Origin of the sequence: Streptomyces sp. NPDC053493 (assembly GCF_044544825.1) — a bacterium.
Classification (GTDB): Bacteria; Actinomycetota; Actinomycetes; order Streptomycetales; family Streptomycetaceae; genus Streptomyces.
On the sequence record NZ_JBITXS010000024.1, the window covers coordinates 25675 to 38186 of the forward strand.

Below are 12512 nucleotides of genomic sequence, written 5' to 3' on the forward strand. Positions count from 1 at the left end.
GTACGATATGACCGGTCAGTTTATGCAGATGGTTGAGTCCATGAGCCTCAGCGCCTTCCCTGGTACTTCGCCGAGGCCGACCGGGCGGTGCCGAGCTTGCCGTACAGGCGCCCGCCCGGGCACTCGGTCGCGAAGCCGTCGCGGTGGCCGGCGATGGCGTTGAACGTGACCTTTCTGCCCTTTTTGTAGAGATTGCCGCCGCCGGAGGTGAGAACCGTCTTGCCCTTCGGATTCACCCCGTACAGCCCCAGCTTCCACGCGGTCAGCCGTGCGATCGCGGTCACGACGGCGGCCGGCGGGCTGGCGCTGCCGTAGGTGCCGAGGACGGCGATGCCCATGCTGTCGGTGTTGAAGCCGAGGGTGTGCGCGCCCATGACCGCCTTGGCCACGCCGCCCGCCCGGCCCTCGTAGATGTTTCCGCACTTGTCGACGGCGAAGTTGTAGCCGAAGTCACGCCAGCCGAGGCTCTTCACGTGGTAGCGGTAGATGCTGCGCAGCACGGAGGGCGCCTGACGGCACGTGTAGTTGTTGCCGGTGGCGCTGTGGTGGACGAAGGCGGCCTTGACCTTCTTCGTGTAGACGAAGGTCTTCTCGCGCAGCCGTTCGTCGGCGCCCCAGCCCTTGCGGGTGATGATCTTCGGGCGCGGGCCGATGTACGGCTTCGCCTTCGAGGCGGAGGAGACGGTCGCCATCGTCTCGGCCCGGGTCAGGGCCGGGATCACGGCCCCGGGCGCCACGGCGGAGGAGGCGACCGAGGAGGACGGGACCGCGGAGCCCGCGACGGCGGCGGAGCCGGGCGCCGATGCCGGGGCCATCGCCCGGGCCGGCGCGGCGGCGTCGTCCGCGAGCGCCGCCTCCTCCTCCGGGCCCGGGTCGACCAGTTCGAGGCGCAGGCCCGCCGGGAGGGAGGCCTCCGGGTGTACGCGGACCTCGACGCCGTCCGAGGCGCCGACCCACAGCGGGGCGGTGGATCCGCGCAGCGCGCCCGCGCGGCGGCCCTCGGCCGTGTCCGGGTCGGCGCCGTGCTCGTCGTTGTGGGTCTCCAGGTCCTGCCAGTCGGACCAGGCGCCGCTCGCGGCGGTGCGGGTGCGGACCTGCACGGTGCCGTGCAGCGGAGCGCGTACGTCGTCCCAGACGACGCCGACGAGCGAGAACGGTCTGACGTCCCGTCGGCTCAGGCCCCGCTCCGCCGCCCCCGCCGCCTCGGCCCGGCCGGCGGTGCCGAAGCCGCGGCCCCGCGGCCCGACCGGCCCGTCGGGTCCTCCGGGCCCGTCCGGGGCGAGTGGTTCGAGCGGCAGCGACTGCGTGGCCCCGGCGACGTCCGTGACGGGCGGGCGGGCCCGGGGTCCGGCCTCGGCGGAGCTCGCGAGGGTGAGCGGCACGGTGAGGGCCGCGGCACAGGTGACGGCGATCGAGGAGACGAGGTAGGCACGCATGAGGTGATCGTCCGTAGGCCGTGGGAGTTCCGCACGGCGGGAAAGGGCGCGGAACCTGACGCTCCGTCGGGCCGACCGGTGGACGGCGTCACCGGTACGGAGGACCGCGCGCGCTGCCCCGCGTACCCTTGCCCGCGTGAACGCCAGCGACCGCACCCCCGCCGACCTGCTGCGATCCGCGCTCGCCGCGGACCCGGCCCGCCCCTTGGTCACTTTCTACGACGACGCCACCGGTGAACGCGTCGAATTGTCGGTGGCCACCTTCGCCAATTGGGTGGCCAAGACCGCCAATCTGCTCCAGGGCGAACTGTCCGCCTCGCCCGGCGACCGGCTCGCGCTGCTGCTGCCCGCGCACTGGCAGACCGCGGTGTGGCTGCTCGCCTGTTCGTCCGTCGGCGTGACGGCGGAGATCGGCGGCGACCCGGCCGGCGCGGACTACGTGGTCGCCGGGCCGGAGGGTCTGGAGGCGGGCCTGGCCTGTCCGGGAGACCGGATCGCGCTCTCCCTCGCGCCGCTGGGCCGCCGCTTCCCGCAGGCGCCGGCCGGATACGCGGACTACGCGGTGGAGGTGCCGAGTCAGGGCGACCGCTTCGCCCCGTTCGTACCCGTTGATCCGGGTGCGTCCGCGCTCGTGGTCGGCGATGTGGAGCTGACGGGACTGCAGCTCGTCGAGCGGGCCCGCACGGACGCCGGCGAGCTGGGCCTCACGGCGGGCGGGCGGCTGCTGTCCGGGCGGCCGTACGACACGTGGGACGGCGTCTCGGCCGGGCTGTACGCGCCGCTCGCCGCGGGCGGGTCGGTGGTGCTGTGCCGGAACCTGGCGGAGCTGGGCGCCGAGGGCCTCGCCAAGCGGGTGGAGAGCGAGCGGGTCACGGTCACGCTCGCCGGCTGAGCCGGGGCCGGCCACGGGTCCGTCCACCCGTACGGCCCATCGACGCGCCGCGTACCCGGGTTCCGGGGCGCGGTCCGGGTCATGATCGGCCCGGGGGTACCGATGCCCTCCGCAGAACCAAGCGCCGGATTCGGCCGTCTACTTCAGCGTGAGGACGGTCTCCCGGCGCGCCGAACGCGCCATCGAGGACGGACCCAGACGTGACGGACAGCGCAGAGACGCCCGCCGAAGGCGATGGCAAGCGGCGGCACTGGCTGCGCTGGACGGCGCTGGGCGCGGCGGTCGTGGTGCTCGCCGCGGCCGGGACGGGCTGGTGGCTCTACCGCAAGCTGGACGGCAACATCACGACGGACACGACGGCCGCGGACGAGCTGCGGAAGTACGAGAAGGAGCGGCCGTCGCCGGCGGTGAACGCCTCGCGCAACATCCTGCTGATCGGCTCCGACACCCGTTCGGGTCCGGGGAACACCAAGTACGGGAAGGACAAGGGCACGCAGCGGTCCGACACCACGATCCTGCTGCACATCTCGGCGCACGGGTCGGGCGCGACCGCGGTGTCGATCCCGCGCGACCTGATGGTCCGGATCCCGAGCTGCGCGAAGCCGGACAAGAGCCGCACCAGCGAGCAGTTCGCCCAGTTCAACTGGGCCTTCGAGTTCGGCGGTACGGCGTGCACGATCCGCACGCTGGAGAAGCTGACGGGCATCCGGATCGACCACCACATGGTGATCGACTTCCGCGGCTTCAAGAAGATGGTCGACGCGGTCGACGGCGTGGAGATCTGCCTCAAGGAGCCGATCGACGACTCCGACGCGCACCTGAAGCTGCCGGCCGGGCGCCAGACGCTCCACGGCGAGCAGGCGCTGGGCTTCGTACGGGCCCGCAAGTCGCTCGGCAACGGCAGCGACACGGAGCGGATGGACCGGCAGCAGCAGTTCCTCGGCGCCCTGGTCAACAAGGTGCAGAGCGACGGCGTCCTGCTCAACCCGACCAAGCTCTATCCGGTCCTGGACGCGGCCACCAAGTCGATCACGACCGACCCGGGCCTGGACTCGCTGCGCGACCTGTACGACCTCGCCAGGTCGATGCGGGCCGTCCCGACGGAGAAGGTCCAGTTCCTGACGGTGCCGCGGCGGCCGTACGCGTACAACGCGAACCGGGACGAACTGGTCCAGCCGGCGGCCGGCCGGCTCTTCGCCCGGCTGCGCGCCGACCAGCCGGTCACCGTCCGGCCGGGCGGCAACGAGAGGACCGACGGGACCGGCGAGGGCCCGGACGCCTCCGCCACGCCGTCCTTCGCGGGACGCAACGCGGCGGACGGCGCCTGCAAGTGAGACGCACGCGACTCGTTTCGTAAAGCCGGGGCCAAGGGGAGGGCGATGCTGGATGAGGTTTGGGCAAATTGCCCAGGTGTAAGGGGCGTGGAATTTGTCACGGACGTCGCCCCACGCTGAACTGGGCGGATAGTGTGACGCGATCCGGTGCACCCGACCGCGTGGTCGCGCACTCTATGGATCGAACGACCGAGCGCCCGAGGGGGAGGCGCCTCGCGTGGCACCGACGGAGGACTCAGAAGACCGTGGACGCGCACAGCCGTGGACGGGCGGACGACATCGACCCCGCCGACCAGTGGGTGCTCAACCCGCAGACCGGCAACTACGAACTGCGACTGGACCACTCCGCTGGGCAGCCGCAGCCGGCCGCCCCGTCCCAGCCGCGCCCCCGCACCGCCCGTGGTGCCACCCCGCCGGCCCAGAGAGGGCAGGGCGGCACCAGAGGCCGTGGAGTCCCGGCGGACCCCGGCCTCGCTCCCCCGCCGCTGCCCGGGCAGCGCCGCCGCCGCGCGGCCGAGCCCGTCGACCGGCAGGCGGCCGCGGGCCGCCGCAAGCGCCGCCCGGAGACCTCCCGCAAGAAGAAGGTCCTGATGTGGACCGGCGGGACGATGGCCTTCGTCCTCGTGGGCGGCGCCGCCGGCGCGTACGCGCTCTACAACCACTTCAACAACAACATCAACACCATCGACGTGGTCGGCGCGGGCTCGGGCGGCTTCAACAAGGGCGAGTCCTTCAACATCCTGCTCATCGGCACCGACAAGCGGACCGGTGACGGCAACTCCGGCTACGGCGACAAGAACAGCCCCGGCCACGCCGACACCACGATCCTCTTCCACGTCTCGAAGGACCGGACGAACGCCACGGCGATGTCCATCCCGCGCGACCTGGTCACCGACATCCCCGAGTGCCAGACGAAGCTCGCCGACGGCAGCACCAAGACCATTCCCGGGCAGTCGGACGTCCGCTTCAACATCAGCCTCGGCCAGTCCGACCGCGACCCCGGCTGCACCATGCGCACGGTCAAGGAGCTCACCGGCCTGACCGTCGACCACTTCATGATGGCGGACTTCAACGCCGTCAAGGAGATGACGACGGCCGTCGGCGGCGTGAAGGTGTGCCTGGCCAAACCGGTCAAGGACTCGAAGTCGCACCTCGACCTGCCCAAGGGCGAGTCGATCATCCAGGGCGAACAGGCCCTCGCCTTCGTCCGCACCCGGCACAGCTTCGGCAACGAGAGCGACCTGGACCGCATCAAGGTCCAGCAGCAGTTCCTCAGCTCGATGATCCGGCAGATGAAGTCGGACGAGACGCTCACCTCGCCGACCAAGCTGTACGGCCTCGCCGACGCCGCCACCAAGGCACTGACCGTCGACAGCGGCATAGGGAGCATCTCCAAGCTCCAGTCGCTGGCCGGCGAGCTGGCCAAGATCGACACCAAGAACATCACGTTCACCACGCTGCCGGTCATCGACAACCCGGCCGAGCCCCGCCCGATCACGGTCGTCCCCGACCCGGAGAAGGCGCCGCGGCTCTTCGCCCAGATGCAGTCCGACACCTCGCTCACCGAGGTGAAGCAGAAGGAGCAGGACGCCAAGAACGCCCAGGCGCAGGCCCAGGCGAAGCTCCTGCAGGGCGCCCGCTCCACCGCCCACGAGGTCCGCGTCGACGTCTACAACGGCAGCGGCATCACCGGTGCGGCGGGCAAGACGATCGAATGGCTCCAGAACGAGCACGGCGTGACGCGGTCGACCAACAGGAGCAACGCCCCCGAGAGGGCGGCGACGACCACGCTCACCTACGCACCGAACCAGGCCGACCAGGCCCGCAAGCTCGCGGACCTGATGGGCCTGCCCGCCTCGGCTCTCAAGCCGGGCACGCAGGACGCCGGGGAGCGCGAGCCCATGACGCTCGTCCTCGGCGCGGACTTCAAGGGCGCGGGGGTGCCCCTCACCGGACCGGCGAAGGCGCCGGAAGGTGCGCAGACGGCAGACAAGCAGGTGTGCGCCAAGTGACCCGCGAGGAGCGGGCCTTGGGCGGCACCTGAGTTGAAGGAGACCTGGGGTGGGACAGAGCAGCGTGCGTAGGGAGGGGGCGCGGGAACGCGCCCCGCACGCCCGCGAGTTGGGCTGGGACGAGAGTCTCTACGAGCAGGAGGCGGAGGACGCCGGTCCGGGCGGACGACGGGCGGGCGGCACCGTGCCCCGGTCCCGTCGCGCGGGCGGCGGGGACGCCAAGGACGACGGCGAGGCGGGCGGCGGCCGTTCGGGACGCGGACGGCGCGGCGCCCCGCGCCGCCGTGCCCGGAAGACCGGAAAGCGCCGGATACTGCGCTGGACGGCCATCACCCTGTCGGTGCTGATACTGGGCACGGCCGGCGCCGGATACCTCTACTACCAGCACCTCAACGGCAACATCCGCAGCGGCGACCGCGCGGGCGGCGACAGCGGCGTGCACAAGGCCGCGCCCAACGCGCTCGGCGACACGCCGCTGAACATCCTCCTCATCGGCTCCGACAGCCGCGCCGACGCGAAGAACGTGGCGCTCGGCGGCGGCAAGAACGACCGGGACCGCCCGGCGCTCGCCGACGTGCAGATGCTGCTGCACGTGTCGGCCGACCGGCAGAACGCCTCGATCGTCTCCATCCCGCGCGACACCATCGTCAAGATCCCCAAGTGCCGGGACAAGGACGGGCGCGAGTACGCCGCCACCACCAACCGGCCCATCAACGAGACGCTGTCCCGCGGCGGCCCGGGCTGCACCCTGACCACCTGGGAGAGCATCACCGGCGTCTACATCGACCACTGGATGATGATCGACTTCGCGGGTGTGGTCGCCATGGCCGACGAGGTCGGCGGCGTCCCGGTGTGCGTGAAGACCAGCGTCTACGACCGGTCCACGCCGCGCGTGAAGGGCGGCTCCGGCCTCAAGCTCCCACAGGGCACCACCGAGGTCCAGGGCGAGCAGGCCCTGCAGTGGCTGCGTACCCGGCACGCCTGGGGCAACGACCAGAACCGCGCCAAGGCCCAGCACATGTACATGAACGGCCTGATGAAGAAGCTCCAGGACCAGGACGCCTGGACCGACACGCCGCGGCTGATGGGCCTCGCCGAGACCGCCACCAAGGCCTTCCAGGTCTCCGACGAGATCGGCACCGTCAAGAAGCTCTTCGACCTGTCGATGCAGCTGAAGAACGTGAAGCTGAACCGCCTCACGACGGCCACGGTGCCGACGGTCGAGTGGTCCCAGGACGACGACAAGCTCGTGATGGTGCCCAAGTCCGCCGACAAGATGTGGGCGATGCTGCGCGACGACGTCGCCTTCGACAAGAACGGCGGCGCGGCCAAGCCCAAGCCGTCCGCCTCCGGCAAGCCGGCGGCCACCGCCGAGGCGCCCGGCTCCTTCGGGGTCACGGTCGTCAACGGCACCGGCAGCGAGGAGCAGGCCGCGGTCCAGGGCCGGGCGGGCGCGATCGCCGGGGTGCTGCGCGAGAAGGGCTTCACCGAGGCCGACAACTCCAAGGACGCCGAGCCGCGCAAGGACAGCGCGGTGCTCTACCCGAAGGACGCCGGCGAGCAGGGCAAGGCGAACGCCCTGTCCGTGGCCCGCGCCCTCGGCCTGCCGGACACGGCGGTGCGCGCGGACGCGAAGGCGGAGGGCGTCACCGTGGTCGTCGGCGCCGACTGGCGTGAGGGCAACACCTTCAAGAAGCCGCAGGTGGAGGCCGGTGACCTGCCGGCGGGCGCGGACGACAAGACGGACTGCATGGACGTCTACTCGGTCTACAAGTGGGACGGCAAGAGCTGACGCCGTCGCGCCGACCGTCCGTACGGCGAAGGCCGGGCACCCGGAAGGGGGCCCGGCCTTCGCCGTGGACGCGGATCAGACGGTGACGAGGTCAGACGGTCACCGGATCAGACGGTCTGGGTCTCGGTCTCGGACTCGCCGGCCGGCGCCTTCACCGCCGGGCGCTTGCTCGCGATGACCTTCCGGGCCAGCGAGCGCGGGCTGGTGAGGAAGCCGAAGCCCCACGACATGTGCATGGTCGCCAGCGCCACCGGGATCTGCAGCCGGGCCTTCAGCGAGAGGCCCTTGCCCGCCGGGATCGAGCCCGCGGTGATCGCGGCCAGGTAGCCGGCCGGGACGAGGAAGCCGAGCGGGGTGAGGACGGCGCCCACGACGAGACCCGCGGCGATCGCGCAGACGGCGGTCGGCGGGGCCAGATAGCGCAGGTTGATGGAGCCCTCGTGGTAGCGGGCGACGACGTGCCGCCAGCGGCCGTAGTCCTTGTACTGCTTCGCGAGCGCGCGCACGGACGGCCGCGGACGGTACTGCACGCGCAGCTCCGGCGAGAACCAGATCAGACCGCCGGCCTCGCGGATGCGGTAGTTCAGCTCCCAGTCCTGGGCGCGGATGAACTCCTCGTTGTAGCCGCCCTGCCGCTCCAGCGCCTCACGGCGGAAGACGCCCAGATAGACGGTCTCGGCGGGGCCGGCGGCGCCGCCGGTGTGGAAGGCCGCGTTGCCGACGCCGATCTTCGAGGTCATCGCGGCGGCGACCGCGTCCTCCCAGGCGTTCTCGCCCTCGGCGTGCATGATGCCGCCGACGTTCTGCGCGCCGGTCTCCTCCAGGAGGCGGACCGCGGTCGCGATGTAGTCGGGCGACAGCATGCCGTGGCCGTCGACGCGGACCACGATCGGGTGACGTGAGGCCTTGATCGCCGCGTTGAGGGCGGCCGGGGTGCGGCCCGTCGGATTGGGCACGGTGCGGACCCGCGCGCGGCTGTCGGACGCGGTCTCGCGGACGAGCTCGGCGGCGATCTCGTCGGTGCGGTCCGTCGAAGGACCGAGCGCGATCACCACCTCCATCTCGCCCTCGTACTCCTGCTCCAGGATGTGACGGACCGAGTTGCGCAGATGCCGCTCCTCATCGAGGACCGGCATGATCACGGAGACGGGGGGCTTGGCGTTCATCGGGGGCCACGTTACCGCGAACGGGGGACACGGTCGCGCGCCGCCGGGACCGGTGGGCGGTGGCGCTGATCGTATGGGCCTACGGTGCTATACGGTCCCCAGTCACACCCGCGGAGGTGTCCCCCGGTGCCCACACCGCCCCGCACGCCCCGTCCGCCCCGGCCCACGGCCCGGCCCCTACCCGTCCGTCGCGGGAGAGGGAGACGGCGGGGCAGGCCGCGGTGGGGGACGCGGATGGCGACCGCGCTGTCGGTGGTGGTGCTGGCGGCCGGGGGCATCGGGCATGCCGTGGTGACGAGCCTCGACACCGGGATCACCCGGGTCGACCCGTTCAAGGACATGAAGAACCGGCCGCAGGCCGGGCACGGGATGAACATCCTCCTCGTCGGCACCGACGGCCGCGACCGGATCACCGAGGAGGAGCGCCGGAAGTACCGGCTCGGCGGCGCGCCCTGCCACTGCACGGACACCGTGATGCTCGTGCACATCTCCGAGGACCGGGAGCGGGCGAGCGTGGTGTCGCTGCCGCGCGACTCGTACGCCGAGATGCCCGAGCACACCGATCTGACCACCGGCAAGCACCACCACGCGCACCCGGTGAAGCTGAACGCGGCGTACGCGGAGGGCGGGCCCGGGCTGACCGTGCGGACCGTGGAGTCGATGACCGGCGTGAAGATCGACCACTATCTGGAGGTCGACTTCACCAGCTTCATGAAGACCGTGGACGCGGTCGGCGGAGTGCAGATCTGCACCGCGAAGCCGCTGAAGGACTCCTACACCGGCCTCGACCTGGCGCCCGGCACGCACGAGCTCGACGGCGGGCAGGCGCTGCAGTACGTACGGGCCCGGCACGTCGACGGGGCGGCCGACATCAGCCGCATCCAGCGCCAGCAGCGGTTCATGGCCGCGCTGATCGAGCAGATGACGAGCGGCGGGGTGCTGTTCAACCCGGTGCGGTTCCGTGAGGTCGCCACGACCATGATGGGCTCGGTCCGGGCCGACCAGGGCTTCGGTACGGATCAGATGCTGGCGCTCGCGAAGGCGATGCGCGGCTTCACTCCGGCCTCCTCGGAGTTCGTCTCCGTGCCGCTGGGCGACACGGACTTCCCGGTGAAGGGCATCGGCTCGACGGTGAAGTGGGACGCGACGAAGGCGCAGCAGCTGTTCCAGTCGCTGCGGGAGGACCGGCCGCTGTCCCCGGCCACGCCGGCCGCGACGAAGGCGCCGGGCGGGCCGCGGCCCGCCCGGCCCGCCGAGGTGGAGGTCGCGCCGCGCACGATCCGGGTCCAGGTCTACAACGGGACCCGGACGGACGGGCTGGGCGGGCGGGTGGACGCGGCGCTGCGGGGCGCCGGGTTCGACACCACGCGCGTGCCCAGGACCTCGACGGCGGGGCAGGGCCAGGCGCGCACGTTCATCGAGTACGACCCGGGCTGGGACCGCTCGGCCCGCTCGCTCGCGGCCGCCCTGCCGGGCGCGGAGCTGCGGCCGGTGAAGGGCCAGGGCGCGACGCTGAAGGTCACGGTCGGGGCGGACTACAAGGGCGTGACGCGGGTGCGGGTGCGGGAGGCGGAGACGGAGGAGTTCGAGACGGTGATGCGGGGCGACGAGGCGGTGTGCCCGTAGGGCCTTGGCCGCGGCCGGGGCGGACCGCCCGGCCTGCCCGGACTGCCTGGCCTGCCCGGACTGCCTGGCCTGCCCGGACTGCCTGGCCTGCTCGCGTCCCGGTCCCTAGTCCTCGTAGCCCTCGGCCGCCCGCTGCTCGCGCAGGTCCTTGATCGCGCGGCGGCGGGCCAGGCGGTGGGTGCGGCGGATCTGGGCCTCCTGGTAGCGGCGCTTGTCCTGCTCGGTCTCCGGGAGGACCGGCGGGACCGGGCGCGGCTTGCCGTCGGCGTCGACGGCGGCGAAGACGAGGTAGGCGGAGCCGACCTGGGTGGCGGGCGTGGACTCGTTCCAGCGCTCGGCCATGACCCGGACGCCGACCTCCATGGAGGACCGGCCGGTCCAGTTGACCTGGGCCTTCACATGCAGCAGGTCGCCGACCCGGACCGGCTCGAGGAACGCCATCTCGTCCATGGAGGCGGTGACGGCGGGTCCGCCCGAGTGCCGGCCCGCGACCGCGCCCGCGGCGTCGTCCACCAGCTTCATGATCACGCCGCCGTGCACCGTGCCGAGGAGGTTGGTGTCGTGGCTGGTCATGATGTGGCTGAGGGTGGTGCGGGAGGCGGAGGTGGGCTTGCCCGGGATGTCGCCCTGATCTGTCATGCCCTCTACCTTATGCCCGCCCTTCGGCCCGGTCGCGGCGCGGTCCGCGCACGGCTACGGGGTCGGGTCCGGGCCAAGTCCGGGCGCGGTCCGCTTTGCATCAGCTTGGCAACAGGGACGGTGCGATTCCTCACCCGCCCTGTCGGGCGCGCGGGGGCGGACGGCAGACTGGTCCGCATGAATGACTGGCCCGACGCCCAGCCCGAGGGGCCTCGCCGGATGCGTCACGTACAGCGTCCGCAGGTCCCCCCGCAGCACCCGCAGCCGCAGTACGAGCAGGGCTACAACCCGAACTTCACCCAGGCGCAGGCCGCCGGGTACGACTCCGGTTACAGCTCGGGCCAGGTCTACGGCGGCCCGCAGGGCGGCGGCCGCGGCACGGTGCCGCCGCAGTACTCGCCGTACCCCGGCGACGGCGGCGGCCGGGGCGCCACGGCGCCCGACTGGCGGCGCCGGATCAAGGTCGGCTCGATCGTGCTCGCCGTCGTCGTGGTCGGCTGGAGCGTCGGCACGTACGCCTGGGCCAGCTCGAAGATGCGCAACGAGGTCGACCTCGCCAAGGTGATCGAGCGGCCCGCCGAGGGCGACTGCACCACGTATCTGATCGTCGGCTCCGACAGCCGTGAGGGCATGTCGGCCGAGGAGAAGAAGAAGCTGCACACCGGTTCCGCGGAGGGCAAGCGGACCGACTCGATGATGATCCTCGCGGCCTGCTCCAGCGGGAACACGATGATCTCGCTGCCGCGTGACTCCTGGGTGACGATCCCGTCCTTCGTGGGCTCGGAGTCCGGCAAGAAGTACGAGGCGCGCGGCGGCTCCAAGCTGAACGCGGCGTACGCGATGGACGGCCCCGAGCTCCTGGTCCGCACCGTCGAGTTCAACACCGGGCTGCGCATCGACCACTACGCGGAGATCGGCTTCGCCGGCTTCGCGAACATCGTGGACGCGCTCGGCGGCGTCGAGCTGAACATCGAGAAGGGCTTCAAGGACAAGAAGTCCGGCGCCGACTTCCAGGCCGGCACCCAGACCCTCAACGGCGAGCAGGCCCTCGCCTTCGTCCGGACCCGCTACGCCTTCGCCGAGTCGGACCTGCAGCGGACCAAGAACCAGCAGAAGTTCCTGTCCGCCCTGGCGAGCCAGGCCGCGACGCCGGGCACGATCCTCAACCCGTTCACGCTCTACCCGACGCTGGGCGCGGGCCTGGACACGCTGATCGTGGACAAGGACATGTCGCTCTACGACCTGGGCCAGATGTTCTTCGCGATGAAGGGCATCAGCGGCGGCGACGGCAAGTCGATGAACATGCCGATCAGCGGCGCGGCCCCGCAGAACTCGCTCAAGTGGGACATGCCGAAGGTGAAGCAGCTGGTCGAGCAGATCCGCAACGACGAACCGGTGACGGTCACCTCGAACCGCTGACGGTCACCTCGAACCGCTGCCCGACCGCGGTCCCGCGCACACCACGGCCCCCGGCGTCCTGCCGGGGGCCGTGGCGCGTACCGCGTACCGCGTGCGGGTGGTCAGGGGAGGTTGCGGGCCATGACGATGCGCTGGACCTGGTTGGTGCCTTCGTAGATCTGGGTGATCTTGGCGTCGCGCATCATGCGCTCGACGG

10 protein-coding genes are annotated in these 12512 nt (G+C 71.8%); 6 read left to right on the plus strand and 4 right to left on the minus strand.

Translation table 11 applies throughout. The annotated features are described in order from the left end of the window. Positions 1-47: 47 nt before the first annotated feature. A complete protein-coding gene (locus tag ACIGO8_RS33795) occupies positions 48-1436 on the minus strand; it encodes a peptidoglycan recognition protein (RefSeq protein ID WP_399738815.1) in 1389 nt (462 codons plus the stop codon). A gap of 136 nt (positions 1437-1572) precedes the next feature. Here ACIGO8_RS33795 and ACIGO8_RS33800 point away from each other — a divergent pair, with 136 nt between their 5' ends. The 4 genes from ACIGO8_RS33800 (at position 1573) to ACIGO8_RS33815 (ending at position 7466) form a co-directional block, all read left to right on the plus strand. Next, complete coding sequence (locus ACIGO8_RS33800) at positions 1573-2328, plus strand: TIGR03089 family protein (protein WP_399738818.1); 756 nt, start codon at positions 1573-1575, stop codon at positions 2326-2328. 200 nt (positions 2329-2528) lie between these two features. Continuing rightward, positions 2529-3662, plus strand: a complete 1134-nt coding sequence (locus ACIGO8_RS33805; RefSeq protein ID WP_399738821.1) for an LCP family protein — start codon at positions 2529-2531, stop codon at positions 3660-3662. Positions 3663-3907: 245 nt separating this feature from the next. Further along, a complete protein-coding gene (locus ACIGO8_RS33810; RefSeq protein ID WP_399738824.1) occupies positions 3908-5674 on the plus strand; it encodes an LCP family protein in 1767 nt (588 codons plus the stop codon). Between the two features lie 49 nt (positions 5675-5723). Continuing rightward, positions 5724-7466, plus strand: coding sequence for an LCP family protein (locus ACIGO8_RS33815; protein ID WP_399738827.1), 1743 nt, complete (start codon positions 5724-5726; stop codon positions 7464-7466). Between the two features lie 107 nt (positions 7467-7573). Here the strand turns inward: ACIGO8_RS33815 and ACIGO8_RS33820 are convergent, their stop codons facing one another. Beyond that, positions 7574-8632 (minus strand): glycosyltransferase family 2 protein, encoded by a 1059-nt coding sequence (locus ACIGO8_RS33820; protein WP_399738830.1) that lies wholly within the window; start codon positions 8630-8632, stop codon positions 7574-7576. 234 nt (positions 8633-8866) lie between these two features. Here ACIGO8_RS33820 and ACIGO8_RS33825 point away from each other — a divergent pair, with 234 nt between their 5' ends. Beyond that, positions 8867-10258 carry an LCP family protein gene (locus tag ACIGO8_RS33825; protein ID WP_399738833.1) on the plus strand — a complete coding sequence of 464 codons (1392 nt, stop codon included), beginning with the start codon at positions 8867-8869 and terminating at the stop codon, positions 10256-10258. Positions 10259-10363: 105 nt separating this feature from the next. Here ACIGO8_RS33825 and ACIGO8_RS33830 read toward each other — a convergent pair whose 3' ends face one another. Continuing rightward, the gene (locus ACIGO8_RS33830) at positions 10364-10897 is read right to left on the minus strand and encodes an acyl-CoA thioesterase (protein ID WP_399738836.1); all 534 of its coding nucleotides are present in this window, start codon (positions 10895-10897) and stop codon (positions 10364-10366) included. A gap of 177 nt (positions 10898-11074) precedes the next feature. Between ACIGO8_RS33830 and ACIGO8_RS33835 the strand changes: the two genes are divergently transcribed. Continuing rightward, complete coding sequence (locus ACIGO8_RS33835) at positions 11075-12316, plus strand: LCP family protein (RefSeq protein ID WP_399738839.1); 1242 nt, start codon at positions 11075-11077, stop codon at positions 12314-12316. A gap of 101 nt (positions 12317-12417) precedes the next feature. Here the strand turns inward: ACIGO8_RS33835 and ACIGO8_RS33840 are convergent. Further along, positions 12418-12512 (minus strand): acyl-CoA dehydrogenase family protein (locus ACIGO8_RS33840; protein WP_132919430.1); only part of this gene is annotated, 95 nt, incomplete at its 5' end.